We start from the raw sequence: 26,847 nt of genomic DNA, 5'->3' as shown, positions 1-26,847 counted from the left end.
GGTGGGGCGGAGCGTTGCCGAGGCCCTGGACCCCGGCCTGGAACCGGCGGCGATCCCCGACCTCACCCCGCTGCGCATCGACGGTGAGCTGCCGCCGCTTCACCCGGTGACCTCCCGCGAGGAGTCGCTGGTGCTGCGCTACCTGCAGGGACCGACCGCACCCTTGCCACCCAGGCTCGTCTGGCGGTACTCGGCCAGGTGCTCGACACCCCCTTCTACCACCGCCTGCGCACCGAGGAGCAGCTGGGCTACGTGGTCAACGCCGGCTACACACCGCTTTTGGATGGCCCCGGTCTTAGCCTGCTGGTGCAGTCGCCGAACACGCCGAGCGAGGCGATCCAGGCGCATATCGACGCCTTCCTGGACGACTTCGGCGAGCAGCTGGCGGCGATGAGCGATGACGACCTGGCCACTTACCGCCAGGCGGTCCACGACGAGCTGCTAAAGCGCGACACCAGCCTCTCCGGGCGAACCAACCGGCTGTGGCGCGCCCTCTCCTTCGGCGACACCGACTTCGACCGCCGCGAGCGCCTGGCCGACCGGGTGCTCGAGGTCGACATCGAGGCACTGAAAACGCTGTGGCCCGAACTGCGCGAGACCGCCGTGGCCAACATCACTTTCGATCCTGGCACCGACCCCAGCGATATCGCCGAGCTGACGCGCCATCTGGAGCCGCTGCCCGAGGCAGAGGAGTAAGGTGCGAGGTGCGAGGTGCGAGGTGCGAGGGGCGAGGGGCGAGGGGCGAGGGGCGAGGGGCGAGGAAAGAGTAAGGAGTGAGGAGTAAAGCGCAAGACAAGGTGTGAATCCAGCGCCCGGCCCAATGACCGGGCGCTGTCGTCTGGCCGGGCAGTTAGCGTTAGCCGAAGGCCTGGGGCGGCATGATCGCTTCCACGTGCATCACCAGCTCCTCGAGGATCTGGCGGTCGCGGTCGCCGAGCGCCACCTGATTGAGGCGCTCGATCTCGCGGGCGAAGTCCTTCAGGGTGAAGCCGGCCAGCGCCGCATCGTTCATCCGCTCCCAGCGGAAAGCCTCCCAGCGCGCCTGCTCCTCGCCGGTGAGGGTGTCCGGGAAGCTTCGCGCCCGATAGCGGAACAGCATCTCCTCCAGGCGGGGTCCTGAAAGGCGAAGCGCGCCTCCACCAGCTCCCAGGGGTCGGTGTCCCGTACCCGCTGCATCTGCTGGCGATCCGCGGGAGAGAAGAAGCCCCCGAGTAGAGCATCAGATCGGGGTCGGCCGGCCCTTCCGGCGGCGGCTCGGCGAACACCGCCGCCGCCTTGGCCGCGGCCTCGGGGCTTTCCACCAGGTGCTGCCAGTGCCGGCGACAGGCGCCCAGATCCAGCCCCAGGCGCTCGACGATGTCGCCATACTCCCCCTGCCGCGGCCCCTCCACGTCCTTGAGCGCCGCGGCGGGCAGGATCACCGGGCTCTTGTTGATGTGGACCACCTTGAGCGGGATGCGCGCCTCGCCCTCGGCCAGGTCTTCGCTGCTGACGAAGACCCGCTGGCGAATCTGCTCGGCGTCGAGAGCCAGCAGCGGGGCGGGGTCCACCGAGAGGTCGTAGACGATCACCCCGTTGGGGTTGGTGGGATGCACCGCCAGCGGCATCACCAGGGCGCTGCAGCCGCGGCTGGCGGGATAGCGGCGCGAGACGTGCAGTACCGGCTTGCGCTTTATGACATCGAGTCCCTTCGCCGCCTCGCGCTTGCGGCGCAGCGACAGCAGGTAGTCGAATAGCTTGGCATTGCGCGCCTTGAGCAGCCGCGCCAGGGCAATGGTGGCCCGCACATCGGCCAGGGCGTCGTGGGCACCGGCGTGTTCGATTCCGTTGGCGGCGGTCAGGTCCTCGAGGCGAAAGCTCGGCGCGCCATCTTCGCGGGTGGGCCACTCGATGCCCGCCGGGCGCAGGGCGTGAAAGGCCCGCACCGCATCGATCAGATCCCAGCGGGAGTTGCCGTTCTGCCACTCCCGGGAGTAGGGGTCGAGCAGGTTGCGGTAGAAGAGATGACGGCTGACCTCGTCATCGAAGCGCAGGCTGTTGTAGCCCAGCGCGCAGGTGCCGGGTTCGCTCATCAGGGCATGGATGCGCCCGGCGAACTCGGCCTCGGGCAGCCCCCGGCGCCGGGCCTGCTGCGGGGTGATCCCGGTGACCAGGCAGGCCTGGGGATGGGGCAGGAAGTCGTCGGCCGGCTTGCAGAACCACTCCACCGGCTCGCCGATCTCACGGAAGTCGGCATCGGTGCGAATCGCGGCGAACTGCGAGGGGCGGTCGCGACGCGGGTCGGCGCCGAAGGTCTCGTAGTCGTGCCAGAGGAAAGTCATCGGGGCGGCATCGGGCTTCGCCATGGGCGAGGGGTCTCCTGACTCTGCGTCGCTGAAGGCCACAGCCTAGCACACCGTGCGTCCGCCCCGCTCAGGCCCGCGGCAAGGTGACGTTGAGCTCCAGCACCGAGCAGTTGTCCTCGCTGTCCAGACTAATGTTGATGGCATCGTCGTCCACCTGGACATAGCGGCGGATCACCTCCAGTAGCTCCTTCTCCAGCATCGGCATGTAATCGGGCTGGCCCCGCTGGCTGCGCTGATGCGCCACGATGATCTGCAGCCGCTCCTTGGCGACCGACGCGGACTTCTTGCGCTCGCGCTTCAGGAATTCAAGCAACTTCACCGGCGACCTCCTCCGAACATACGGCTCAGCAGACCCTTCTTCTGGAACTCATGGAAGCGCAGCGGCACCTCCTCGCCGAGCAGGCGCGAGACGGTATCGACATAGGCCTGTCCGGCATCGCTTTTCTCGTCGTGGGTGACCGGCACCCCCTGGTTGGAAGCCCGCAACACCGCCTCGGACTCCGGAATCAGGCCGATCAGGTCGATGGCCAGGATCTCGCGGATGTCGTCCAGATTGAGCATGTCGCCGCCGTCGACCCGCTCGGCGTTGTAGCGGGTGATGAGCAGGTGCTCCTTGATCGGCTCCTCGCCCTGCTCGGCCCGCCGGGTCTTGGACGCCAGCAGCCCCAGGATGCGGTCGGAGTCGCGCACCGACGACACCTCGGGGTTGGTCACCACGATCGCCTCGTCGGCGTGGTACATGGCCAGCTGGGCGCCCCGCTCGATGCCCGCCGGCGAGTCGCAAAGGATGTAGTCGAAGTCGCTGCTCAGGGTCTTGAGCACCTTCTCGACGCCCTCGGCGGTCAGCGCATCCTTGTCGCGGGTCTGGGACGCCGGGAGGATGTGCAGGTTGTCGACGCGCTTGTCGCGGATCAGCGCCTGATTGAGCCCCGCCTCACCCTGGATGACGTTAACCAGGTCATAGACCACGCGGCGCTCGCAGCCCATGATCAGGTCCAGATTGCGAAGCCCCACGTCGAAATCGATCACGACGGTCTTGTTGCCCCGCAGCGCCAGCCCGGTGGCGATGGCCGCTGCGCTGGTTGTCTTGCCGACCCCACCCTTGCCGGAGGTCACTACGATGATCTTGGCCAAGTTGAGCATCCTTTCGAAAGCGTTAAATAAAGAATAAGGAATATGCCTGTGGGCGCTAGAGCGGCGTGATCTCCAGCTGGGCATCGCGCAGCGCGACCTGCACCGCCGTGCCAAGCAGCTGCGGGTCGATATCCTCGAGACGCTTGTAGTTGCCGGCCACCGACAGCAGCTCGCCGCGCAGTTCGCGACAGAAAATGCCAGAACGGGTGTCGCCATGGATGCCGGCCAGCGCCCGGCCGCGCAGCGCCCCGTAGACGTGCACGCTGCCGGCGGCCAGCACCTCGGCACCGGCGTTCACCGCCCCGATGACCACCAGGTCGCCCTCCGGGGCGGTGACCTGCTGGCCGGAGCGGACGGTGCCGCGGTAGATGCGCCCACCGCTGGCCACGCTGACGGCCTCCTCGCCAGCCTGGGCGTCGCCATCGTCCGGGGCACTCTCCACCGCTGCGGCGCTCTCAACCGCCGCCACACTCTCCAGCGGCCTGGCACGAACGCCGTCGCTGGGCGGAAACCAGCCCAGCCCCAGCGCCCAGGCCGACTGCTTGACCGGGTCGGGACCGCCGCGCACCGCCACCGGCAGCAGCTTGTGGGCCCGGCAAACGGCACAGATGCGCTCCAGCGCCAGATGCGGCTCATCGAGCTTCTCGACCGCCAGTACCACCGGGGTATGCTGGAAAACGCCGGCGACTGGCTGAGCTTGCCGGAAAGCTGCTCGCGAATGCGCTCGGGGTCGGCGCTGGCCAGCTCCATGACCGTCATCGGCAGCATGCCCCCCTTGAAGGTGAATGCCATGCTTGCCCTGTCCAGGTTGAGACTCATTGCCGGGCTCCACTCGGGTGATATCGGGTCGTGGGACTAAAGCTAAGCGAGTCCCCGGCCCCTGCAACTGATGATACGGCCAGCGAGCCGACAATGACATTGTCGCCATCTGGCCACACCCGACCTGCCGCACAGGCTTTTCTGCCGCCGCAGCGCATGCTTAGATAACAATGAAACAAAGATTGCCGACCACGATAGCGACCATCGTGGCTTGCGCGGGGTCTAGCCACGCGCCCAAAGTTCAGGATACCTCATGCCCGGATTTCTTCGACGCTTTCTCGCCCCGCGCTGGCAGCACGCCGACGCCCAGGTACGCTGCCAGGCCGCCGGCCGGCTCGACCCCGCTCGCCCCGACCAGCGCCAGGCGCTGGAGCAGCTCTGCCTGGACGATGACCCTCAGGTGCGGCGGACGGCACTGGCGCGGCTCGATGACCCCGAGGCACTCCTGCGCCTGCTCGCACAACGCCCCGACAATCCGGAGCTGCGAAGCTACCTGACCGAGCTGCTGTGCGGCCAGACGGGGGCTCGAGCTCGCCTCACGGCTGGCGCTGGTCGAAGCGCTGGACGACACCGCCCTGCTCGTCGCCATCACCCTGCAGGGCGACAACCAGCAGCTTCGCCTCGCTGCCCTGGCACACCTGGAGAGCGAAGACGACCTCATCCACCAGGCCTGCGAGAACGGGATTGCCGCCGTGCGTCACGCCGCCGCCGAGCGGGTCGTCAGCGAAGCCGGCCTGCAGCGACTGGCCCAGCAGGCGCGCCGCGACCGCCAGGTCATGCGCCAGGCCCGCGAGCGGCTCAATCGGCTGCGGGCCGATGCCGCTTCGCTCAAGGCCGCCCGCGAACGCCGCGAGTCCCTGCTCAGCTCCCTGGAGGCCCAAGCCCGCGCGCCCTGGGAGCCACTCTATGCTGGCCGCTACCGACACCTGGTCCGCGAGTGGGAGGCCCTGGAGGACCTTCCCGATGCCGGCCAGGAGCAGCGCTTTCAGGATGCCAGCCTGCGCTGTCGCAAGGTGATCACCGACCACGAAGCACAGGAGCACGCCCAGGCGGCGGCTGAGCGGCGCCACGAGCGAGCCAGCGAGGCCCGCGAGGCGCTGCTCGAAGCCCTGGAAGAGAGCCTCGCCGGACTCCCCCGGGGCGACACCCTCAGCGAGCAGGACATCGCCAGCCTGCGCGCCCAGAAGCTGCTGCTGGCCAATCGCTGGCAGGCGCTCTCCGAGCTGCATATCACTGACGAGGCCCTGCGCCGGCGCTACGATGCCGTGATGGCCGACTACGACAGGGTCATTGCCGCCTGGGAGCGCGTCGTCGCCCGCCGGGAGGAGATCGAGACGGCCCTGGCCAACCGTGATCACCAGCGCCTGGCCGCCCACCTGGACGCCTGCGACTGGCCTGACGACCTGCCCGAGACCCCGCTCCTAAAGCGGGCTCGCAGTGAGCTGGCCGGCGCCACCGCGCGCCAGGAGGGCGATCTGGACGCCCAGCTGGCACGCTTCGGCGAGGACCTGGCCCAGCTCGAACAGCTGCTCGAGCGCGGCGCCTTCAAGGGGGCCAGCCGCCTGCACCAGAGCCTGAGGCATCGTGCCGAGACGCTGCCGGCAGCGCCGCTTCGCCCTCATCTGGCCAACCTGAAGCGGCTCGGCGCACGCCTCGCCGAGCTGCGCGACTGGCGCGGCTTCGTCGCCGGCCCCAAGCGCGAGCAGCTGAGCCAGGCCATCGAGGCACTGGCCGGCGACGACGGCCTGAGCGACGCCGAGCTCGACCGTCGCCACCGGCAGCTGGTGCGCGACTGGAAGGGACTCGGCGATGCCGCCGCCACCCGCGAGCTCTCGGAACGCTTTCGCGCCGCCTCCGACCGCATCCATGAGCGCCTCGGCCCCTGGCGCGAGCGCCTGGCCGCCGAACGGTCTCACAACCTGAAGGCCCGCGAGGCGCTGTGCGAGCAGCTCGAGGCCCTGCTGGACTCCCCCGCCGAGAACGCCGACCCCGACGCGCTGCGCCGGATTCGCGACCAGGCCCGGGAAGAGTGGCGCCGCTACTCGCCCGTTCCCCGGGACCAGGCAGAGGCGATCGGCCGCCGCTTTGGCCGCATCCGCCATGCGCTGCAGGGGCTGATCGACCAGCGGGCCGAGGAGGTCGCCAAGGCCAAGCGCCAGTTGATCGACCAGGCCGGCGCGCTTCTGGAACAGCAGATGCCACCCTCCGCTCGAGCCGAAGAGGCCAAGGCTCTGCAGCAGCGCTGGCGCAGTCTCGGGCGCGCCCCCGCGGCGAGGAGCAGGCGCTGTGGCGCACTTTCCGCGGGCTATGCGACCAGATCTTCGCCGCTCGGGAGGCCCAGCGCGAGGATCATGTGCAGCGCGCTCGCCAGCGCCTGGATGAGATGCAGGCGCTGATCGACCGCCTCGACGCCTGGCATCCGACCCGGCATGCCGATAGCGAGGTGCTGGAGCAGGCCATCGACCAGGCCGCCGCCCTGGAGCCGCTGCCCTCCGGCCGCCGCACCGAGGGCATGCGACGCCGCTGGAGTGGCATCGTCCGGGCCCGCCGGGAACGCCTGACGCGGCTTGCCGTGGTCGAAGAAATTCAGCGCTGGCAGGCCTGCCGGCCGCTGCTGGACGCCCACCTGCAGGCCGACGCAAGGCTGCTGCAGGAGGGCAAGGCGGAGAGCGTCCCGCTGGACGACGACCTGGCACTTCCTGCGGACATGATCGCCGCCCACGAGCAGCGCAATGCCGCCCGCCACCGGCCCGACGATGCCGAGGCAATCACCGAGCAGCTGGCACGACTGCGCGTGCACCTCTCGCTGCTGGCCATGGGCCGGGTCAACCAGCACGATGAGCCACTGCGCCTGGCCATTCAGGTCGAACGGCTCAACGAAGGGCTCGGCCGCGAGCTCTCGCGGGCCGAAGAGGTCCGCGCCGTGCTGCGCAGCCTGCTGGCCACCGGCCCGGTCTCGCCCGAGCAGTGGCAGCGCGAAGTGGGAGAGTTCGACGGTCTGCTGACCCGTCTGACCCAGCTCCCCCGCCCTGAGCCGCCATAGCACCGGCGGCGGCGACTCCCCGCGGCTGCCGCACAACCGGGCAGCCGCCCTGTCACCCCGGCGCAGAAATGCACGCGGGAGGCCGAAGCCTCCCGCGTCCTGATCCAACAAGATACGCTTCGCCGGTTTAGCCCATGAACTGACCGCCGTTGATATCGATGTTGGCCCCGGTGATGAAGCCCGCCTCCTTGTCGGCCAGGAATACCACCAGTCGCGCGATCTCCTCTGGCGTGCCGTAGCGCTTGACCGGAATGGTCTCGCGAATCGCCTCGCGCACCTTCTCCGGAATCTTCATGATCATGTCGGTGGCGATATAGCCCGGCGACACGGTGTTGACGGTAATCCCCTTGGTGGCGGTCTCCTGTGCCAGCGCCATGGTCAGGCCGTGCATCCCCGCCTTGGCGGCGGAGTAGTTGACCTGGCCGAACTGGCCCTTGCGGCCATTGATCGAGGAAATGTTGATGACCCGGCCGTAGCCATGCTCCAGCATGCCCTCTATCACGCTGCGGCAGGTATTGAAGACGCTGTTGAGGTTGGTGTCGATCACTTCATGCCACTGTTCCGGTGACATCTTCTTCAGGGTGCCATCGCGGGTGATGCCGGCGCAGTTGACCAGCACGCTGACGGGACCGTGGGCCTCTTCTATCTCCTTGACGCCGGCCACACAGGCGTCATAGCTGGTCAAGTCCACCCCGGACAGGGCGATATTGTCGAAACCGTCAGCCTTCTGGGTCTCGAGCCAGGCCTTGGCCTTCTCCGGATTGTTATACCCCGCCACGACCTGATAGCCCGCTGCGGCCAGCGCGCGGCAGATCGCCGATCCGATGCCGCCGGTTCCGCCGGTTACCCAGGCAACGGGTGCTGATTGAGCCATATTCCACCTCCCTGATCATGACATGTCGACAGGATTACTTGATGCAGATCAAAATCCCATACGCAACAGGATGCTAGCTGAAGGAGTCCCCTTCAAGCCATCCTTTATGATTATGGACCCTTTGGCGCAGAGTGCACGAGCGTTGAATGATTACTTGACACAGAGCGTCAAAGGGTTAGAATACGCCCACGTCGATGCGGGGTGGAGCAGTCTGGTAGCTCGTCGGGCTCATAACCCGAAGGTCGTCGGTTCAAATCCGGCCCCCGCTACCAAATTCGAAAACCGAGGCCACCAGCCTCGGTTTTTTTGTTGCGCTCACGAACAGCACCGACGACCGTCGGTTCGCTCTTCATTTCAAAGTCAGCGGCCCCCGCTACCAAATTCGAAAACCGAGGCCACCAGCCTCGGTTTTTTTGTTGCGCTCACGAACAGCACCGACGACCGTCGGTTCGCTCTTCATTTCAAAGTCAGCGGCCCCCGCTACCAAATTCAAAAACCGAGGCCACCAGCCTCGGTTTTTTTGTTGCGCTCACGAACAGCACCGACGACCGTCGGTTCGCTCTTCATTTCAAAGTCAGCGGCCCCCGCTACCAAATTCAAAAACCGAGGCCACCAGCCTCGGTTTTTTGTTACGCTTTAGAGAGGCGGATCAGTCACCTACTGATCCGCCTCTTTTGGCTGCCTAAACGCACCCGGCCGACGACGCGGCGTTCACTGCATCCCCGTGATTGAGCTTACACCTCAGACGTCAGCGCCTCGAGGGAGCGCGAGGCCAGGGCGATGCCGCGGTCGTCGCCGGTGGTGCCGCGGCAGAAGGCCTCGCTGTAGAAGAGGCGGACCAGGTCGCGGTGGCGCAGCCGGTCGCCGCGCAGGTCGTCGAACCAGTGGCTGAGCTGGCCGGAGACCCGGCTTCCATCGCTGGCGACGAACTTCTCGGCCGCGCCATCGCTCATCACCGCCACCCCCGTGACCCGGTTCAGCGGCTGGCTGCCGCTCTGCACCTGTTCAGGCGACAGGCGCTCGTCGATGAACTGCGTCTGATTGGCGAACTCGCCCTTGCCGGTCTCCCCCAGGGTTGTCAGCTGCGGCGCCAGTTGAGGACCGGCATCCGCCTCGGCCGGGTCGACGGTCACCGCCCGCTCCATGACGATGGCGCCGTCACCCACCTTGAGCCACAGCAGCCGCTCCCGCCCCAGGATCAGCACCGAGAGGGTGCAGCGCAGGTCGCGCACCGGCCGGCAGTGCGCCTCGGCCAGATCGCGCAGCACGCCCTGGGCATGCTTGACCAGCAGCAGGGCGAACTGCCGCTGCGTCTCGGTGGTGGGCTCGGCGGCCGTATCCAGCAGCTCGACCAGCTGCCCGTCCAGGGTATCCACCAGCCGGAGGGTCGCCCCGACCACCGCCCGGGCCCCCAGGTCGGAGGCCGGTGAGCTGCCGGCGCCGTCGGCCACCGCCAGGGCGGCACGCGGTGCGCGCACGCAGGCGGCGGCGTCCTGACAGGGCAGCGCCGGGGAGGCCTCCAGGTGTGCCAGGCCGGCCACGGCGGCGGCCAGGGCCTGCCAGGCGGGGCGAACCTCGTGCGCATCGTCCGCCGCCGCCGGGCCCGACAGGGACGGGTGCCGCTTATCCGACATGCCGCCCTCCCGAAGATGCGGGGGTGCTCGGCTTGACCAGCCGACGAGGAAATTCCCCCGGTCCATCTGCTGCTGGTAGGTCTCCAGGGCGGCATGCCACTGCGCCAGGCTAGCCCGGCGGCTCGGCTGGTTGGCGCCCTCGGTGAAGGTGGTGACGAACATGTCGCGAATCGCCTCGGGCAGTTCGCTCCACAGCGCGTACCAGGCGCCCTCTGGCACGTCGCGCTGCCCGCGGCCGTAGGCGAAGTTGCCGCGGCGCAAGTTCCGTACCGGGTCGTCGCCGCCGACGATATCGTAGGGGTGGCGGCCCAGCATTAGGCACTTGAAGAGCACGATGGCCAGCGAAAACGCCTCGCTCTGCGGGTTGCGCACGATATCGCGAAAGGCGATGCCCTGATGCTCCTTGGGGGTCATGTCGGGGCTTCCCACCGGGCAGGGATAGAAGGTGCCGGCCACGCGCAGCTGGTAGCTGTCGCAGTCGATCAGGGTGACCTGCCCGGTACCCGGCACGCAGTAGACATTGTTGAGGTTGTAGTCGCCGATGCAGATGCCCGCCCGGTGCAGCTGCTGGACGATCTCGATAAAGCGGATCAGATAGCCGACGATCTGCCGGCGGTCGAGGTTGGGGAAATAGCGCTCGTAGAGCAGCGCATGGGCCAGCAGGCCCATCTTCACGCCCCGCGCCCGGTACATGGCGAAACCGATCCAGCGATGGCGGTCATCGAAGACGCGAATCAGCGGCCAGCACACGTCCCGGGTCATGTGGCTGTCGCGCAGCTCGCGCATGGCCTCTACCTTGCGGTGCAGCTCGTCGCCGCGCTTCTGCAGCACCTCGGGGTAGTACCACTTGACGATCACGTCGGGCCGCCCCTGCAGGGCGAAGATCTCCCCCTCGCCGCCGCGGGCCAGACGCTTGCCGAGCTTGCGCTGCTTGCCCAGCGCATCCGTTACCACCCGTCCCCACAGTGCCACGCATCCTCCTTACCGGCCGCACCTCCCGGCGCGCCCCTTGTCTGCCCGTCAGATACTGTCCCAGCCGTCCGTGGGGGGCAGCTTGATCTGGGCGGTGGTCGAAGCGGACGCCGAGACACGGCTCATGCTGGCCGACAGCCACAGGAAGAACTCGCGGAACTTCAGGCCATCGAGGCGCTTGGCCGGGCGCGTGGAGAAGGCGCCCAGGGCATCGAGATCGGCCTCCTCGACGCCCACCGGCATCACCACCATCTTGCGCTGCTGCGCCAGCGAGCGGGCGCGGGCCGCCACGGCCTGCCAGTCGTCGGTGGGCACGCCGTCGCTGATCACCACCAGCCACGGCTGGTAGTAGGCCACTCCGGCCTTGCGATAGGCGGCGGTGCGCGCCTCCAGGCGGTCCAGCGCCAGCTCCATGGCCGAGCCCAGGGGCGTCAAGCCGGTGGCGGCAAACTGGCGGCACTGAGTGATGTTCATGGCGGTGGTGAACGGCAGCTGCTCGGTCACGCGCCCCCCGGCGGTGATGACGCCGAGCTCGACAGAGCAGGCGGCCATCTCGTCTTCCTTGATCGAGGCGATGAACTCCTGAACCCCAGCGTTCAATTCCTGGATGGGCTGGCCGAACATCGAGGCGGAGGTATCGAGTACCAGCATGCAGGCACAGCGAGGGGAAGGGTTCTCGATCAGGTCGCTACTGGTGTTCAGCTGATATGTCGCCATCGACGGTTCCTCGTATCTGAATGCCTGGCCATGTGACTACCAGGCGATCACGAGCCTACCACAGGGCGTATCGCGATGCTCCGCCGGCTTGAGCAAAGCGGCCAACGCCCCGCCCCCTTGAATCCGCGGCCCGCCACCCGCATCTATCTGCCAAATTCACTCTTTTGCAAGGCTATCGCCCATGTCCATCGTCGATCCCCGCAGCGGCGCCCCTCTGACTGCCAACGAATCCGCCGACACCCAACCCCAGGCGGCACCGCCGGATGAGCAGCTGATCATCGACGTCGATCGCGACAACATCCAGCAACTGCTGGAATTCTCCATGCAGGTGCCGGTCCTGCTCGACTGCTGGGCCCCCTGGTGTCAGCCCTGCAAGACGCTGACCCCCATGCTGGAGAAGCTCACCCGGGAATACGCCGGCACCTTCATTCTCGCCAAACTCGATATCGATGAAAACCAGGACATCGCCGCCCAGCTGGGCGTGCGCTCGGTGCCCGACGTCAAGCTGATCAGCCAGGGCGGGCTGGTCGACCAGTTCCAGGGCGCGCTGCCCGAGAAGGAGATTCGCGAGTGGCTGGGGCGCTACTTCCCGGCTCCGGAAGCGGCGCCGGCCAGCCCCGAGGAGCAGGCCGCCGAGGCGCTCGAACAGGGCGACACCGCCACCGCCCGCGCGCTCTATGAGCAGCTGATGCAGGCCCATCCCGAGCACTACCCCTATCAGGTAGCGCTGGCTCGCACCCTGGTCGCCGAGGGTCGCGGCGACGACGCCCGCACGCTGCTCGACAACCTGCCCCCGAGGAGCGGGATGCCCCCTCGGCCCGCGGCGTGCGCGCCAGCATCGAGTTCACCGAGGAGGCCCCCGACGACGAGGAGCTGGCCGCCCTGGCGGGCCGCGACGACAGCGAGGCCCAGTTCAAGCGTGCCCTGCGCCAGGTCGCCGACGGCGACTACGAAGCGGGCCTGGAGGGGCTACTGGCGCTGATGAAGCGCGACCGCGCCTACGGCGACGATGCCGCCCGCCTGACCCTGCTGCGAGTCTTCGACGCCCTGGGCGCCGACCACCCGCTGACCGTGACCTACCGCCGCCGCCTCTTCACCCTGCTCTACTGAGGGCGTCCTCCATGCACCCCGCCTCCCAGGGGCGGGGCTTGCGAAGAGAGAGCATCAGACCTTGAGCACACCGTCCAGGCGGGTCAGCGCCGCCTCGAGCTGAGCAGCGGTGGTGCCGAAGTTGAGCCGCGCGAAGCCCGGCCAGCCGAAGTCGGCGCCGTCGGAGAGCGCCACGCCGGCATCGGCCAGTAGCGCCCGCTGGGGCGATATCGCGCGCCCTTCGCCGACGCGCCCGGCCAGCCCCTGGGCATGCCGCAGGTCGAGCCAGGCCAGGTAGGTGGACTCCGGCGCGCTCATGGACACCCCGGGCCATTCGGCGACGCGCCGCACCAGGGTGCGGCGATGCTCGCGCAGCACCGCCAGCAGCGCCTGGCGCCAGGGGTCCCCTTCGGCATAGGCGGCCTCGGCGGCCACCAGCCCCAGCACGTTGGCATCGGGCATCAGGCCGCGCATGCCGGCCGCGAAGCGACGGCGCAGCGCTTCGTCCGAGACGACCGCACAGGCGGTGGTGAGACCGGCCAGGTTGAAGGTCTTGGAGGGCGCCCACAGCGTCACGGTGCGTGCCGCCAGCTCGGGGAAGGCCGCCGCCAGCGGTCGATGCCGGGCGCCCTCGTCCAGCAGCAGGTCGCAGTGCAGCTCGTCGGAGACCACCCAGAGGTCGTGGCGCTCGACCAGGGCGGCGAGTCCCGCCAGCTCCTCCTGGCGCCACACCCGCCCGGTAGGGTTGTGGGGCTGGCACCACAGCAGCAGCCGGGTCTCGGGAGTGATCGCCGCCTCCAGGGCGTCGAGATCCAGCCGCCAGGGCTCGCCCGGCGCCGCGGGCTCGGCCAAGGCCGCCTGCTGAGGCAGGCGGCCGGTGCGCTCGGCGACCCGCAGAAAAGGGGGATAGATCGGCGTGACGGTGAGCACCCCTTCGCCCGGCTCGGTCAGCGCCAGGCTGGCCAGGTGCAGGGCGGGCACCACCCCGGGCAGCCACAGCTGCCAGCCGGGCGCGATAGACCAGCCGTACTTCCGTTCGCTCCACTCGCAGAGGGTACGCCGCAGGCTGTCGGGCACCAGGCCATAGCCGTAGATGCCGTGCGCAACCCGGGCATGCAGCGCCTCGATGACCGCCGGCGGCGAGCGGAAGTCCATGTCGGCCACCCAGAGCGGCAGCACGTTAGCATCGTGGCGATGCCACTTCTGCGAGGGCCAGTCGCCGCCGGAGGGGTGGCGGCGCTCGACGGGCGTGGCAAAATCGTACTCCATGTACCTTCCTCGGATCAGGGAAGCAGCGAAATGATGACCAAGACCATGCCGCAAAGCGGCTTCTATGCCAAGGTGCGCCAGGGCATGCCGGCGCTGATCGACCAGTGGCGTCGCCTGGGCCGGGGCGAGCCGGACCGGCTGGCGCTTATCCTGGCCGAGACCGCGCGCGTGGCCAAGCTAGGCGAGCCCGAGGCGACGCCGGACGGTGCCACCCTGACCGCCTGGAGCCGCCCCGGGGCGGGCGACACGATTCCGCTCTGGGCGGCACGCACCGCCGCCTTCCTGGTGATGCAGATGCCCGCAAGCCCCAAGCCCCATAGCGACGAGGAGGCCTGCGCCTGGGCCTACTGCTGGCTGCTCAACCGCGACTTCCCCGACGTCGAGGCCGCCCGCGCCGCACTGCCCGACCACCTGCGCGACACCCTGACCCATGCGGTGGGGGCCGCCTGGGCCGACCGCCAGGGACTGCGCCTGGTGTGACCTCCACGCGCGCCTCCGCCAGGGGCTCGCCCTACCGCCGGACGACCGGGCGCTTGACCTAGCGTTTGCTCGGGGCAATGCTGTAGCTTTGCTGGCCGGCGCCCCCTGTCGCGACATGCCGGCCACCGACATGCCACGCATAACAAGGACACGCCATGTTCGTTCGCACCATCGAACCCGCCTTCTACGACACCGATGCGCTAGGGCACATCAACAATACCCGCCTGCCGGCCTGGTTCGAGCTGGCCCGTAACGACCTCTTCAAGCTCTTCACCCCCGACCTGGACCCGCGCAAGTGGCGACTGATCATGGCCCGGATGGAGATCGACTACCGCGCCGAGCTGCTGTACGGCAGCGATATCGAGCTGCGTACCTATCTCTCCCGGCTTGGCACCAGCTCCTTCACCGTGACCCAGGAAGCCTGGCAGAACGGCGTGCTCGCCAATCTGGGCCATACCGTGCTGGTCCAGTTCGACCACGTCGCGAAGCGTGCCGTGCCCATCGAGGGCGAGCTGCGCGATGCGCTGGAGGCCCACCTGCAGCCGGTGACGGAGCCCGAGGGCGCATGACGCCAGCGGTCAGGCAGCTCGAGCGGGAAGGCGTCGACTTCGGCCTGCTCAGCTACGACCACGACCCGCGCACCCCGGCCTACGGCGAGGAGGCCGCCCAGGCGCTGGGGCTCGACCCGCAAAGCGTCTTCAAGACCCTGGTGGCACGACTCGACGACGGCCGCCTCGTGGTGGCCATGGTGCCGGTCGCGGCCCGGCTCGACCTCAAGGCCCTGGCCCGGGCCGCCGGTGCCCGCAAGGCGACGCTGGCCGACGCCGCCGAGGCCGAGCGCGCCACCGGCTATGTGGTCGGCGGCATCAGCCCCCTGGGTCAGAAGCGGCGCCTGGCCGCCTATCTCGACGCTAGCGCCGAGGCCCTGGAGACGATCCACGTCAGTGGCGGACGACGCGGCCTGGAGATCCGCCTCGCCCCGGGCGAGCTGATCCGGCTGAGCGGCGCCCGGCCGGCCGACCTCACCCGGCGCTGAGGCGGGCGCGAGCCGAATGCCCCACCCACTGTCCTATTCCTAGCCCCCAACCAGGAGCCTCCCATGTCCATCCGCTACAATCTATGGCTCGACCCCGACAATACCGAGCAGCACCGCGCGGTGGAGGCCGACCTGGAGCGCTACTTCATGGAGCGCTTCGCCGACTACCCGCACATCCGCTTGTTCGGGGCCGACCCCTACGATTATGATGCGCCGTTCAATCGCCTCTACGACGTGCTGATGGCACGGGCCAACGAGTACTGCGAGCGGCGCTGGGCAGGCTATGTGCCCACGCCCGAGCAGCTCAACCGGACCTTCTTCCGTGCCGTGGGGCGCTCCACCAAGTTCGTACGGGACCCCAACGATGGTGATCCAGACCGATCAGACGCCTGACGCCCGCCAGCTGGCCATCATCGCCGAGCAGCTGGGTCGCGCCCCGCGGGGCATCGAGGCCGTGGCGGCCGTGGACGGCGAAGGCACCCCGCTGGTGCTGCGCATGGCCCCCATCGTCGACGGCAAGCCCTTTCCCACCCTCTACTGGCTGAGCTGCACCCGGCTCAAGGTGGCGATCTCCCGCCTCGAGGCCGGCGGCGCGATCAAGCAGTTGGAGAGCCGCCTGCAGGAAGACCCCGACTTCCTGGCCGCCTATCACGCCAGCCACCGCGACTACGTCGAGGCCCGCTGGCACCACATGAGCGACGCCCAGCGCCGCGAAGTGGACCACCTGGGCTACCAGCAGGTGCTGACGCAGCGCGGCATCGGCGGCATCGCCAACTGGGACCAGGTGCGCTGCCTGCATACTCAGTACGCCCACCACCTGTGCGGCCACAACGTCGTTGGCCAGTGGATGGACGCCGAGCACGGCGTGGCCGACTGCCTGCCCTGAGACTCCCCCTTGGCACGCTGAGGCTGCTAGGATGGCTGCCTTGCCAAGGAGATCCGCATGTCGAGATTCTGTGTCTATCTGGGCTCCCGCGACGGTCGGGACCCCGCCTATCTTGAGGCCGCCCGCGCCCTGGGCCAGGAGCTGGCCAAGCGCGGCCACGGCCTGGTCTACGGCGGTGCGCGCATCGGCCTGATGGGCGAGCTGGCCAATGCCACCCTGGCCGCCGGCGGCGAGGTGATCGGCGTGATGCCGGACCATCTGGTGGAGCGCGAGCAGGCCCACGAGGGGCTGCCAACGCTGATTCGCGTCAACAACATGCACGAGCGCAAGGCCAGCATGGCCGCCCACGCCGACGCCTTCATCGCCCTGCCCGGTGGCATCGGCACCCTGGAGGAGCTGTTCGAGGCCTGGACCTGGCAGTATCTGGGGCTTCACGACAAGCCCATCGGGGTGCTCGACACCGCCGGCTTCTATTCGCCGCTGCTGAGCTTCCTCGACGCCACGGTGGCGCAGGGGTTTCTCAACGCGCGCACCCGCGACTGCCTGCTCGACGCCGAGACGCCCGGCGCCCTGCTGGACGCCCTGGAGGCCCGCCTGGCCGCCGGCTGATACCGCCAAGGAGACGCTATCCATGCATGCCATCCATATCGACGATTCCCGGCTGGCGTGGCGTGAAGGCGCCGCGCCGGGCGGCCCGGCGGCGGGCGAGGTGCGTATCCGGGTCGCCTGGGCCGGCGTCAACCGCGCCGACCTGATGCAGCGCGCCGGGCACTACCCGCCGCCGCCCGGGGTCAGCGAGACCCTGGGCCTGGAGGTCAGCGGCACGGTGTGTGAAACGGGACCCGGCGTCGACCGCTGGCGCGTCGGCGACCGGGTCTGCGCCCTGCTCGCCGGGGGCGGCTATGCCGAGGAGGTAGTGGTGGACGCCCGCCAGGTGCTACCGCTGCCCGAAGGCCTCGGCCTGCGTGAGGCCGCCGCCCTGCCCGAGGTGTTCGCCACCGCCTGGCTCAACCTGTTCATGGAAGCCCGGCTCGCCCCCGGGGAACGGGTGCTGCTGCATGCCGGCGCCAGCGGCGTGGGCACCGCCGCCATCCAGCTGTGTCGTGTTTTCAACCATCCCTGCTTCGTCACCGCCGGCAGCGATGACAAGCTCGGCGCCTGCCGCGAGCTGGGCGCCGCTGCGGGCTGGAACCGCCACCGGGGCAGCTTCGTGGAGGCGGTCAAGGCGTGGGGCGGCGCCGATGTGATCCTCGACCCGGTGGGGGGCGCCTACCTGGCCGACAACCAGCGGGTGCTCAATGCCGATGGCCGACTGGTGCTGATCGGGCTGATGGGCGGCCGCAGGGCCGAGCTGGACCTGGGCAGGATGCTGATGAAGCGCCAGCGGCTGATCGGCTCGACCCTGCGCGCCAAGCCGCCCGCGGCCAAGGGGGCCATCCTCGACGCCCTGCTGGCCGAGGTCTGGCCGCGCCTGGCCAGCGGCGAGATTCGCCCCCTGGTCGACCGCAGCTGGCCGGTAACGGAGGTCGAGGCGGCCCACGCCCATCTGCAGCGCGATGCCAATATCGGCAAGGTGCTGCTGTCGATCAGCGGGGAGGAGTAGGCCGGCGCCACCGTCAGGGGCGCTCGGCTAGCTCGCGGGTACGCAGGTAGGTCAGCTGCAGCAGGCGGGCGTCCTCGCCGGCCCGGTGGCGGTGGATGCCCAGCTCCTGGACCAGCGCCTCCCGGGTGGCGTGCCACAGGGCAAGCTGACGCTCGTCGAGCAGGATTCTCAGGGCCTCGAGGCGAAAGGCCGGCAGCATGCTGGCATGATGAAACAGCAGTGACAGCCAGGTGTTGTCATAGCCCCAGCTGTCGCTGTAGGCGACGCCGACGCTGGCCAGCTCGTCGTTGAGCCAGCGCGCCACCTGGGCCACGGGCAGTCCTTCACGCTGCAGGCGCGCGCGAGAGATGCCGTGGAGGAGCTCCGCCTTGGGATCCCAGTGGGTCCATTCCGCCAGCGGCTGCACCAGGAAGGCACAGTGACTGCCATCGGCCCGCGCCAGGCCGACCTCGATGGGGTAGCTACCGCGCCCGAATCCGGACGCCTCGATATCCAGCAGTGTCGGCAGCGTCACGGATGGATCCGTCCTCGTGATCTGGGCCCGGGGGCAGGTGGCGTATGAAGGGCAGTCAGTGTCGCGTCTGGGTGCCGTCGCTGTCCAGTTCGGCGCCTTCCAGACGAGCGTGGCGGTCCGCCAGGGCCTGCCAGTGGGCCGCATGGGCGGCGTCCACCGGCAGCCCCAGCTCGCCTGCCCGGTAGGCCTTGGCCAGCCGGGCGGCGGCCAGCGGATGCCCCGCCTCGCCGGCGCGAGCATACCAGGTCACGGCGCGATCCTCCCGCCGGGGATACTGTGCGCAGCCGTGTTCGTGAATCCGCCCGGCCTGATACTGGGCCTTGAGGTCGCCGGACTGGGCGGCCTCCAGCACGTAGCGGGCCCCGCGCGCCTTGTCCTGGGGGCTGGCACCGCGGTGGAACAGCATGTGACCGTAGAGTGACAGCGCCGCGGGGTGTCCCGCATCGGCACAGCGCTGAAAGAGATGCATGGTCAGCCGCTGAGCGCGCGGTGAGCGCGGCAGCCAGGGGGTATGAAACAGCTGCTCCGCGAGCCGATACTCGAGCCGGGTGAACAGTGACGATGCCTGCGTCATGGCAAACAACCTTGCATCCAGAAAGGTAAACGCATGACGACCTCACCCTCCCATGGTTGCCGTCATGGCCTGAATAAGCACGCCTCTCAGTCTCCGCCGGGGCCGCCAAGGGTCGCCAGCATACGCCCGCCCCGTCGGCGACTCAACCCCTGCCATTTGCCGCCTTCTTGGCCCCCGGCTACCATGGCGGGCAACACCGGCAACCCCACCGACAGGAGTGACGGATGCAGACGCGACCGCTTGGCAACACGGACATCGAAGTCAGCCGCCTGTGCCTGGGCACCATGACCTTCGGCGAGCAGAACAGCGAGGCCGATGCCCATGAACAGCTCGATCGCGCCGTGGCCTTCGGCGTCAACTTCATCGACACCGCCGAGATGTACCCCGTGCCGCCCAAGGCAGAGACCCAGGGAAGCACCGAGTCCTATATCGGCCGTTGGCTGAAGGCCCGGAGCAGCCGCGACGATGTGATCATCGCCAGCAAGGTGAGCGGCCCCGGCCTCGACTATCTGCGGGGCGGCTCGCGCCTGACCCGCGAGCAGATCCACAGCGCCATCGACGCCAGTCTGTCACGGCTGCAGACCGACTACCTTGACCTCTATCAGCTGCACTGGCCGGACCGTCGGACCAACTTCTTCGGAAAACTCGGCTACACCCACGACGAGGACGAGCAGGCCACCGCCCTGGAAGAGACTCTCTCCGCGCTAAAGGAGCTGGTGGTGGCGGGCAAGGTGCGCGCCATCGGGCTCTCCAACGACACGCCCTGGGGGTGATGCATGCCCTGCGGCTGGCCGAGCGGCTCGACCTGCCGCGCGTGGTCAGCGTGCAGAACCCCTACAACCTGCTCAATCGCAGCTTCGAGGTGGGCCTGGCCGAGATCGCCCATCGCGAGGACGTGGGGCTGCTGGCCTACTCGCCGCTGGGCTTTGGGGTGCTCTCCGGCAAGTACCTCGACGGTGCGCGCCCGGCCAATGCCCGCCTGACCCTGTTCGAGCGTTTTCAGCGCTACACCACGCCCCAGGCCGAGGCGGCGACCCGCGCCTACGTGGAACTGGCCCGCGAGCATGAGCTCGACCCGGCTCAGATGGCGCTGGCCTTCGTCAACTCGCGCAGCTTCCTCACCAGCAACATCATCGGTGCCACCACCATGGAGCAGCTGGAAGACAATCTGGCGAGCGAATCGCTCAAGCTCGAGCAAAGCGTGCTCGAGGGCATCGAGGCGATTCACCAGCGCTTTCCCAATCCCTGCCCCTGAACCAAGGGGTCGGCAACGCGGGGCTATCGACGCGATAGACCCGCGCTTCGCATCGCCTTGATATACTGGGCTGACCGATTCGCCAGGCCACAGGAGTGCCCCGATGCTGAGCGTCATCTCCCCTGCCAAGTCGCTGGACTTCGAGTCCCCGGCCACCACCTCGCTCTATACCGAGCCGGACTTTCTCGACCAGAGCCGCGAGCTGGTCGATATCCTCATCGACTACTCCCCCAGCGTCTCAGCGAGCTGATGGGCATCAGCGACAAGCTCGCGGGGCTCAACGCGGCGCGCTTCGCCGAGTGGCACACTCCCTTCACGCCGGAGAACGCCAAGCCCGCGGTCCAGGCCTTCCAGGGAGACGTCTACCTGGGCCTCGAAGCCGAGACCTTCAGCGATGACGACAACGCCTTCGCGCAGCAGCACCTGCGCATCCTGTCGGGGCTCTACGGGCTGCTGCGTCCGCTGGACCTGATCCAGCCCTACCGCCTGGAGATGGGCACCAAGCTGGCCAACCCGGCCGGCAAGGATCTCTACGCCTTCTGGAAGGACACCCTGACCGAGGCGCTGGACAGGGCCGTCGCCGAGAGCGGCACCCCGGTGCTGGTCAACCTGGCCTCCAACGAGTACTTCAAGGCCATCGATGCCAAGCGCCTCGAGGCCCGGGTCATCACGCCGGTCTTCAAGGACGAGAAGAACGGCCAGCTCAAGATCATCAGCTTCTATGCCAAGAAGGCGCGCGGCCTGATGAGCGCCTGGATGATTCGCCAGCGGCTGGACGATCCCGAGGGCCTGAAGGAGTTCGACGTGGCGGGCTACCGTTTCAACGCCACCCTCTCGGAGGGCGACACCCTGGTCTTCACCCGCCGTGAAGACCAGCGTTGAGGTGAACCGCTGGTTAGAAGAAGCGCAGCGGGCGCGGTGACCGCGGCTTCAAAAAGCGACGATGGACGTCCTTGAAGCGCTCGCCGTCGCAGCGGTGCAGCCACTCGTAGGCCACCATATCCGCACTCACCGGCACCGCCCCGGAGCGGCTCATTCGCTCGCGGGCCAGGCTCGCCTCCTCGGCGCGCCGGCTCACCGCCGCCTCGGACAGCCAGTAGACCTCGTAGCCCGCCTCGAGCAGCCCGAGCCCGGTCTGCATCACGCAGATGTGCGCTTCGGTGCCGCACAGCACGATCTGGCGTCTGCCGCTGTCGGCCAGGGCGCCGGCGAAGTCGGGCTCCTCGTGGGCGTTGAAATGCACCTTCTGCCACAGGCGGTGCCCCGGCAGGGCCTCGAGCAGGCGCGGCTCGCTCCCCCCATGCCCTGGGGATACTGCTCGGTGACCCACACCGGCACCTCCAGGGCCTGGGCGACGCCGCCCAGCCAGGCCGCCTCGGTCACCGCCTGCTCGCCCCCCTCGACCACCGGCAGCAGGCCGGCCTGCAGATCGACGATCAACAGCAGGCTCTCGTCAGCTTGTATGCGCATGTGTGCTCCTCTTGTTCTGTTATCGGTCGGTAGGCGCCACCATCTGCTCCACCTCCGGCCAGCATACCGGCTAGAATGGACGGCCTGAACACTTTACGAGCCATCTCACTACACGGAGTCTTCTCATGCGTCAATTCCTCGTCATGCTGGTCGTCGGATTCCTGACGCTTGGCCCGGCCATGGACTATGCGGAAGCCCGCCGCATGGGCGGTGGCGGCAATGTCGGCAGTTTCTCACGCTCGGCCGACCGTCCCGCCGCGGCACCCAACCAGGCAGCCCCGGCCCGCCAGAGCCAGTCCCAGGCCGCCGGCGGCTCGCGCATGCCCGGCATGCTCGGCGGCCTGCTCGCCGGCGGCCTGCTCGCCGCCCTCTTCTTCGGCGGGGCCTTCGATGAGCTGCGCATGATGGATATCCTGCTGATGGCCGGCCTGGCCTTTGCGGTGATCTGGTTTCTCCGCCGCCGCACCGCCATGGCGGGGCAGGCGGCACGGCACCCAGGCCTCCAGCGAGCCCTCCGCCAGCGCCCCCCAGCCCGGCGCTCAGGCCTTTCAGGCCAGCACCCCGCTGAGCGGCGGTAGCGCCTTCGCCAACGAGCCGGAGTGGTTCGACCGCGAGCGCTTCCTGTCGGGTGCCAAGGAGCATTTCATGACCCTGCAGCGAGCCTGGGACAACCATGACTTCAGCGGCATCCAGGAGTACGTGACCCCCGAGCTCTATAACCTGCTGCGCGAGGAACGCGCCCGGCATCCGGCCAACAACCGTACCGAGATCGTGCGCCTCTTTGCCGAGATGGGGACATCCGCGAGGTCGGCACGCAGGCCGAGGCCACCGTCATTTTCCACGGTATCCTGGATGAGAACGGTGAGCAGACCGAATTCAACGAGACCTGGCACCTGATCCGCGAACTGCGCGACGGCGCTCCCTGGTACCTGCAGGGCATCGAGCAGAACCCGGCAAGCTAGCCTTCCGCAACCGACGCAAAGGCCGGGCTATGTTGCCCGGCCTTTGCGTATCAGCCTCAGGTGCGATCAGTCACCCTCGGCCGCATCCTGGATCTCTTCGCCCATCTCCTCGACGCTCTCGCCAGCGTCCTCCATGGCCTCGTCGATCTCCTGTCCCGCCTCTTCGGCCGGTCCGGGATCGTCCTGACAGGCCACCAGCCCTACTGCCATCATCATTACCAGCAGCATCAGGCCCAACGTACGCATCACATCTCGCTTCATGGGTGTCTCCTCCTGAGAACGCTCCGTTATGGAGAGCGACAAGATTTAGTTCATCGCAGACTGGCGTGAACTTGCCCTGTGGGAGGGACGGTTCGACGCCTCGACTTTAGCTCCGGTTCGACGCTTCGACGAAGTAGTGTGCAGCGCTACCCATGGGGCGCCTGCGGCGCCTTCGCCCGGCAGAGCCGGCCTCCCACCATAAAACCTGCCAGACATGTTCACGCTAAAGTGCGATGAACCCAAGATTTACCCTAGTGCCCAGGCAAAGACGCTGCCACCTGCATCGGGAAACGCTCTGTAACGAACTGTCGCGAGCCTGATCGAACCCCGCCCCTAAACGGCGAAACCCAGCCTCTTTCGAAGCTGGGTTTCTGAATAAGTGCCTGACGAGGACTCGGGCGGCGCTCCGCTACTCTCCATGGGAAGCCCCTAGAACGACGAAACCCAGCCTCTTTCGAAGCTGGGTTTCTGAATAAGTGCCTGACGAGGACTCGGGCGGCGCTCCGCTACTCTCCATGGGAAGCCCCTAGAACGACGAAACCCAGCCTCTTTCGAAGCTGGGTTTCTGAATAAGTGCCTGACGATGACCTACTCTCGCATGGGGAAGCCCCACACTACCATCGGCGCTGAGCGGTTTCACTGCTGAGTTCGGCAAGGGATCAGGTGGTTCCCACTCGCTATGGTCGTCAGGCGAAAACGGTTGGAATCATGCCGACGCTACGTCTCGTCGTATCCGTCAATGTCGCGCGCAATGCGCAGACCCCTTGGGGTTATATGGTCAAGCCTCACGGGCCATTAGTACCGGTTAGCTCAACGCCTTGCAGCGCTTCCACACCCGGCCTATCAACCAGCTGGTCTCGCTGGGCCCTTCAGGAGGCTCGAGGCCTCGGGGATGTCTCATCTTGAAGGGGGCTTCCCGCTTAGATGCTTTCAGCGGTTATCCCGTCCGCACATAGCTACCCGGCAATGCCACTGGCGTGACAACCGGAACACCAGAGGTGCGTCCACTCCGGTCCTCTCGTACTAGGAGCAGCTCTTCTCAAACATCCAACGCCCACGGCAGATAGGGACCGAACTGTCTCACGACGTTCTAAACCCAGCTCGCGTACCACTTTAAATGGCGAACAGCCATACCCTTGGGACCGACTTCAGCCCCAGGATGTGATGAGCCGACATCGAGGTGCCAAACACCGCCGTCGATGTGAACTCTTGGGCGGTATCAGCCTGTTATCCCCGGAGTACCTTTTATCCGTTGAGCGATGGCCCTTCCATACAGAACCACCGGATCACTAGAACCTACTTTCGTACCTGCTCGACGTGTCTGTCTCGCAGTCAAGCACCCTTATGCTCTTGCACTCATTGCACGATTTCCGACCGTGCTGAGGGTACCTTCGTGCTCCTCCGTTACGCTTTGGGAGGAGACCGCCCCAGTCAAACTACCCACCACACACTGTCCTCGATCCGGATCACGGACCTGAGTTAGAACGCCAATGATGCCAGGCTGGTATTTCAAGGTTGGCTCCACCCGAACTGGCGTCCGGGTTTCCAAGCCTCCCAGCTATCCTACACAGGCAACATCAGCGTCCAGTGTGAAGCTATAGTAAAGGTTCACGGGGTCTTTCCGTCTAGCCGCGGGTACACAGCATCTTCACTGCGATTTCAATTTCACTGAGTCTCGGGTGGAGACAGCGTGGCCATCATTACGCCATTCGTGCAGGTCGGAACTTACCCGACAAGGAATTTCGCTACCTTAGGACCGTTATAGTTACGGCCGCCGTTTACCGGGGCTTCGATCAGGAGCTTCGCCCGAGGGCTAACACCATCAATTAACCTTCCGGCACCGGGCAGGCGTCACACCCTATACGTCCGCTTACGCGTTTGCAGAGTGCTGTGTTTTTAATAAACAGTTGCAGCCACCTGGTATCTTCGACCGCCTTCCGCTCCGGCCGCGAGGGCCTTCACGTAGTGGCGGCGTGCCTTCTCCCGAAGTTACGGCACCATTTTGCCTAGTTCCTTCACCCGAGTTCTCTCAAGCGCCTGGGTATTCTCTACCTGACCACCTGTGTCGGTTTGGGGTACGGTCCCACTGTATCTGAAGCTTAGAGGCTTTTCCTGGAAGCGTGGCATCGATGACTTCCACCCCGTGGGGTGTTCGTCTCGCTTCTCGGCCTTAGGGATCCGGATTTGCCTGAACCCCCAGCCTACAAGCTTTCACCAGGACAACCAACGCCTGGCTCACCTAGCCTTCTTCGTCCCCCCATCGCAATACAGTGAGGTACGGGAATATTGACCCGTTTCCCATCGACTACGCCTTTCGGCCTCGCCTTAGGGGCCGACTCACTCTGCTCCGATTAGCGTCGAACAGAAACCCTTGGTCTTCCGGCGGGGGAGTTTTTCACTCCCCTTGTCGTTACTCATGTCAGCATTCGCACTCGTGATACCTCCAGCAAGCCTCTCGACTCACCTTCGTCGGCGTACACGACGCTCCTCTACCGCTTGTGTGCATCCCGAAAACCACTCGCTGCTGGCTCGGCTTACGTTGGCGACCAACTCGACTATCGTCGGGCGCTTTCGCTCGCTTCGCTCGCGTAAACGAATAGCTTTGGGTGATGCACACAAGCCCGTAGCTTCGGTACCTGGTTTAGCCCCGTTACATCTTCCGCGCAGGCCGACTCGACTAGTGAGCTATTACGCTTTCTTTAAAGGATGGCTGCTTCTAAGCCAACCTCCTAGCTGTCTGAGCCTTCCCACATCGTTTCCCACTTAACCAGGATTTGGGGACCTTAGCTGACGGTCTGGGTTGTTTCCCTTTTCACAACGGACGTTAGCACCCGCTGTGTGTCTCCCACGCTGGCACTCACCGGTATTCGGAGTTTGCCTCGGGTTGGTAAGTCGGGATGACCCCCTAGCCGAAACAGTGCTCTGACCCCCGGTGGTGATACGTGAGGCGCTACCTAAATAGCTTTCGAGGAGAACCAGCTATCTCCGGGCTTGATTAGCCTTTCACTCCGATCCACAAGTCATCCAAATCTTTTTCAACAGATCCTGGTTCGGTCCTCCAGTTGATGTTACTCAACCTTCAACCTGCTCATGGATAGATCGCCCGGTTTCGGGTCTATATCCAGCGACTGGTCGCCCAGTTAAGACTCGGTTTCCCTACGCCTCCCCTAATCGGTTAAGCTCGCCACTGAATATAAGTCGCTGACCCATTATACAAAAGGTACGCGGTCACACGACGAGCGTGCTCCCACTGCTTGTACGCATACGGTTTCAGGATCTATTTCACTCCCCTCGCCGGGGTTCTTTTCGCCTTTCCCTCACGGTACTGGTTCACTATCGGTCAGCCAGGAGTATTTAGCCTTGGAGGATGGTCCCCCCGTCTTCAGTCAAGGTTTCACGTGCCCCGACCTACTCGATTTCACTGGATCAGGCTTTCGGCTACGGGACTATCACCCGCTATGGTCGCGCTTCCCAGCGCGTTCGCCTAACCATTCACCAGCTTAAGGGCTGGTCCCCGTTCGCTCGCCGCTACTGGGGAATCTCGGTTGATTTCTTTTCCTCGGGGTACTTAGATGTTTCAGTTCCCCCGGTTCGCCTCCCAACACCTATGGATTCAGTGTGGGATACCCTGCTGATGCAGGGTGGGTTTCCCCATTCAGAGATGCCCGGGTCACAGGTTGTTTGCCACCTCGCCGAGCCTTATCGCAGGCTTCCACGTCTTTCATCGCCTCTGGCTGCCTAGGCATCCACCGTATGCGCTTAATCGCTTGACCATATAACCCGAAAGGGTCTGGTCGGCGATTACGTACGACAATTGCCGGATACGCTTGAGACGTATCTCATGTCCTTTCTTCTCAGAAAGGAACTTGTCAGCATGATTCACATTGTTAAAGAGCATTTAGAGCGGTAA

Annotated in this window: 23 protein-coding genes, 1 tRNA gene, 2 rRNA genes and 6 pseudogenes; 16 read left to right on the top strand and 16 right to left on the bottom strand. The window is 66.7% G+C overall.

The window, feature by feature from the left end; translation table 11 throughout:
* Positions 1-198: 198 nt before the first annotated feature.
* Positions 199-696 carry a hypothetical protein gene (locus ACSJDS_RS04130; protein WP_473032210.1) on the top strand — a complete coding sequence of 166 codons (498 nt, stop codon included), beginning with the start codon at positions 199-201 and terminating at the stop codon, positions 694-696.
* 160 nt (positions 697-856) lie between these two features.
* Here the strand turns inward: ACSJDS_RS04130 and sbcB are convergent.
* From sbcB to ACSJDS_RS04100, 6 genes and pseudogenes are all read right to left on the bottom strand, one after another.
* Positions 857-2,345: pseudogene (sbcB, locus tag ACSJDS_RS04125) on the bottom strand (exodeoxyribonuclease I).
* Positions 2,346-2,412: 67 nt separating this feature from the next.
* Positions 2,413-2,664: a cell division topological specificity factor MinE gene (gene minE / locus ACSJDS_RS04120; protein ID WP_102588074.1), complete on the bottom strand. Its 252-nt coding sequence runs from the start codon at positions 2,662-2,664 to the stop codon at positions 2,413-2,415.
* Positions 2,661-3,479: a septum site-determining protein MinD gene (gene minD, locus ACSJDS_RS04115; RefSeq protein ID WP_473032209.1), complete on the bottom strand. Its 819-nt coding sequence runs from the start codon at positions 3,477-3,479 to the stop codon at positions 2,661-2,663. Before minD ends, minE begins: the two co-directional genes overlap by 4 nt.
* A gap of 55 nt (positions 3,480-3,534) precedes the next feature.
* Positions 3,535-4,298: pseudogene (minC, locus tag ACSJDS_RS04110) on the bottom strand (septum site-determining protein MinC).
* A 241-nt stretch (positions 4,299-4,539) separates the two neighbouring features.
* Positions 4,540-4,869, bottom strand: coding sequence for a hypothetical protein (locus ACSJDS_RS04105; protein ID WP_473032208.1), 330 nt, complete (start codon positions 4,867-4,869; stop codon positions 4,540-4,542).
* The gene (locus tag ACSJDS_RS04100) at positions 4,835-4,999 is read right to left on the bottom strand and encodes a hypothetical protein (RefSeq protein WP_473032207.1); all 165 of its coding nucleotides are present in this window, start codon (positions 4,997-4,999) and stop codon (positions 4,835-4,837) included. The genes ACSJDS_RS04105 and ACSJDS_RS04100 overlap by 35 nt, the downstream gene beginning before the upstream one ends.
* On the opposite strand from ACSJDS_RS04100, the gene ACSJDS_RS04095 reads away from it, so the two are divergent.
* Positions 4,991-6,694, top strand: coding sequence for a DUF349 domain-containing protein (locus ACSJDS_RS04095; protein ID WP_473032206.1), 1,704 nt, complete (start codon positions 4,991-4,993; stop codon positions 6,692-6,694). The two genes, ACSJDS_RS04100 and ACSJDS_RS04095, sit on opposite strands and share 9 nt — an antisense overlap.
* On the top strand, positions 6,583-7,341 hold the full coding sequence (locus tag ACSJDS_RS04090) for a hypothetical protein (protein ID WP_473034974.1): 759 nt from the start codon (positions 6,583-6,585) through the stop codon (positions 7,339-7,341). Before ACSJDS_RS04095 ends, ACSJDS_RS04090 begins: the two co-directional genes overlap by 112 nt.
* Positions 7,342-7,468: 127 nt before the next feature.
* Here ACSJDS_RS04090 and phbB read toward each other — a convergent pair whose 3' ends face one another.
* Positions 7,469-8,215 carry an acetoacetyl-CoA reductase gene (phbB, locus tag ACSJDS_RS04085; protein WP_473032205.1) on the bottom strand — a complete coding sequence of 249 codons (747 nt, stop codon included), beginning with the start codon at positions 8,213-8,215 and terminating at the stop codon, positions 7,469-7,471.
* A gap of 195 nt (positions 8,216-8,410) precedes the next feature.
* Here phbB and ACSJDS_RS04080 point away from each other — a divergent pair.
* A tRNA-Met gene (locus ACSJDS_RS04080) sits at positions 8,411-8,487 on the top strand.
* A 462-nt stretch (positions 8,488-8,949) separates the two neighbouring features.
* Here the strand turns inward: ACSJDS_RS04080 and ACSJDS_RS04075 are convergent.
* Both ACSJDS_RS04075 and ACSJDS_RS04070 read right to left on the bottom strand, forming a co-directional pair.
* Complete coding sequence (locus ACSJDS_RS04075) at positions 8,950-10,821, bottom strand: protein phosphatase 2C domain-containing protein (RefSeq protein ID WP_473032204.1); 1,872 nt, start codon at positions 10,819-10,821, stop codon at positions 8,950-8,952.
* 48 nt (positions 10,822-10,869) lie between these two features.
* Positions 10,870-11,538, bottom strand: a complete 669-nt coding sequence (locus ACSJDS_RS04070) for a vWA domain-containing protein (protein WP_473032203.1) — start codon at positions 11,536-11,538, stop codon at positions 10,870-10,872.
* A gap of 181 nt (positions 11,539-11,719) precedes the next feature.
* Here ACSJDS_RS04070 and ACSJDS_RS04065 point away from each other — a divergent pair.
* A pseudogene (locus tag ACSJDS_RS04065) lies at positions 11,720-12,648 on the top strand (tetratricopeptide repeat protein).
* 54 nt (positions 12,649-12,702) lie between these two features.
* Here the strand turns inward: ACSJDS_RS04065 and ACSJDS_RS04060 are convergent.
* Complete coding sequence (locus tag ACSJDS_RS04060; protein WP_473032202.1) at positions 12,703-13,896, bottom strand: MalY/PatB family protein; 1,194 nt, start codon at positions 13,894-13,896, stop codon at positions 12,703-12,705.
* Between the two features lie 45 nt (positions 13,897-13,941).
* Between ACSJDS_RS04060 and ACSJDS_RS04055 the strand changes: the two genes are divergently transcribed.
* From ACSJDS_RS04055 to ACSJDS_RS04025, 7 genes are all read left to right on the top strand, one after another.
* Entirely contained in the window at positions 13,942-14,376 is a 435-nt protein-coding gene (locus tag ACSJDS_RS04055; protein WP_473034973.1) for a hypothetical protein, read from the top strand.
* Between the two features lie 155 nt (positions 14,377-14,531).
* On the top strand, positions 14,532-14,945 hold the full coding sequence (locus ACSJDS_RS04050) for an acyl-CoA thioesterase (protein WP_473032201.1): 414 nt from the start codon (positions 14,532-14,534) through the stop codon (positions 14,943-14,945).
* Positions 14,942-15,412, top strand: coding sequence for a Cys-tRNA(Pro) deacylase (gene ybaK / locus ACSJDS_RS04045; RefSeq protein ID WP_473032200.1), 471 nt, complete (start codon positions 14,942-14,944; stop codon positions 15,410-15,412). Before ACSJDS_RS04050 ends, ybaK begins: the two co-directional genes overlap by 4 nt.
* A gap of 63 nt (positions 15,413-15,475) precedes the next feature.
* Positions 15,476-15,805: a hypothetical protein gene (locus ACSJDS_RS04040; RefSeq protein ID WP_473032199.1), complete on the top strand. Its 330-nt coding sequence runs from the start codon at positions 15,476-15,478 to the stop codon at positions 15,803-15,805.
* On the top strand, positions 15,777-16,298 hold the full coding sequence (locus tag ACSJDS_RS04035; RefSeq protein ID WP_473032198.1) for a DUF501 domain-containing protein: 522 nt from the start codon (positions 15,777-15,779) through the stop codon (positions 16,296-16,298). Before ACSJDS_RS04040 ends, ACSJDS_RS04035 begins: the two co-directional genes overlap by 29 nt.
* Before the next feature lie 57 nt (positions 16,299-16,355).
* Positions 16,356-16,907 carry an LOG family protein gene (locus ACSJDS_RS04030; RefSeq protein WP_473032197.1) on the top strand — a complete coding sequence of 184 codons (552 nt, stop codon included), beginning with the start codon at positions 16,356-16,358 and terminating at the stop codon, positions 16,905-16,907.
* 22 nt (positions 16,908-16,929) lie between these two features.
* Positions 16,930-17,901 (top strand): NAD(P)H-quinone oxidoreductase, encoded by a 972-nt coding sequence (locus ACSJDS_RS04025; protein WP_473032196.1) that lies wholly within the window; start codon positions 16,930-16,932, stop codon positions 17,899-17,901.
* A 13-nt stretch (positions 17,902-17,914) separates the two neighbouring features.
* On the opposite strand, the gene ACSJDS_RS04020 is transcribed toward ACSJDS_RS04025, so the two are convergent.
* Together ACSJDS_RS04020 and ACSJDS_RS04015 are read right to left on the bottom strand one after the other, a co-directional pair.
* Positions 17,915-18,415, bottom strand: coding sequence for a hypothetical protein (locus ACSJDS_RS04020; protein WP_473032195.1), 501 nt, complete (start codon positions 18,413-18,415; stop codon positions 17,915-17,917).
* A gap of 55 nt (positions 18,416-18,470) precedes the next feature.
* Entirely contained in the window at positions 18,471-18,989 is a 519-nt protein-coding gene (locus ACSJDS_RS04015) for a tetratricopeptide repeat protein (RefSeq protein WP_473032194.1), read from the bottom strand.
* A gap of 224 nt (positions 18,990-19,213) precedes the next feature.
* Between ACSJDS_RS04015 and ACSJDS_RS04010 the strand changes: the two are divergent.
* Both ACSJDS_RS04010 and yaaA read left to right on the top strand, forming a co-directional pair.
* Positions 19,214-20,244: pseudogene (locus ACSJDS_RS04010) on the top strand (NADP(H)-dependent aldo-keto reductase).
* Positions 20,245-20,347: 103 nt separating this feature from the next.
* Positions 20,348-21,126 (top strand): annotated as a pseudogene (yaaA, locus tag ACSJDS_RS04005) (peroxide stress protein YaaA).
* 13 nt (positions 21,127-21,139) lie between these two features.
* Here the strand turns inward: yaaA and ACSJDS_RS04000 are convergent.
* Positions 21,140-21,714: pseudogene (locus tag ACSJDS_RS04000) on the bottom strand (isochorismatase family protein).
* A 125-nt stretch (positions 21,715-21,839) separates the two neighbouring features.
* Between ACSJDS_RS04000 and ACSJDS_RS03995 the strand changes: the two are divergent.
* Complete coding sequence (locus ACSJDS_RS03995; protein ID WP_473032193.1) at positions 21,840-22,292, top strand: hypothetical protein; 453 nt, start codon at positions 21,840-21,842, stop codon at positions 22,290-22,292.
* Positions 22,279-22,611, top strand: a complete 333-nt coding sequence (locus ACSJDS_RS03990; protein ID WP_473034972.1) for a TIM44-like domain-containing protein — start codon at positions 22,279-22,281, stop codon at positions 22,609-22,611. Before ACSJDS_RS03995 ends, ACSJDS_RS03990 begins: the two co-directional genes overlap by 14 nt.
* A 131-nt stretch (positions 22,612-22,742) precedes the next feature.
* On the opposite strand, the gene ACSJDS_RS03985 is transcribed toward ACSJDS_RS03990, so the two are convergent.
* The 3 genes from ACSJDS_RS03985 to ACSJDS_RS03975 form a co-directional block, all read right to left on the bottom strand.
* A complete protein-coding gene (locus tag ACSJDS_RS03985; RefSeq protein ID WP_473032192.1) occupies positions 22,743-22,937 on the bottom strand; it encodes a hypothetical protein in 195 nt (64 codons plus the stop codon).
* A 575-nt stretch (positions 22,938-23,512) separates the two neighbouring features.
* A 5S ribosomal RNA gene (gene rrf / locus ACSJDS_RS03980) occupies positions 23,513-23,628 on the bottom strand.
* 83 nt (positions 23,629-23,711) lie between these two features.
* Positions 23,712-26,710, bottom strand: a 23S ribosomal RNA gene (locus ACSJDS_RS03975).
* Between the last annotated feature and the right edge of the window lie 137 nt (positions 26,711-26,847).

This window comes from Halomonas sp. SL18_1, assembly GCF_055755715.1.
This window is presented reverse-complemented; position numbering and strand designations above follow the sequence as displayed.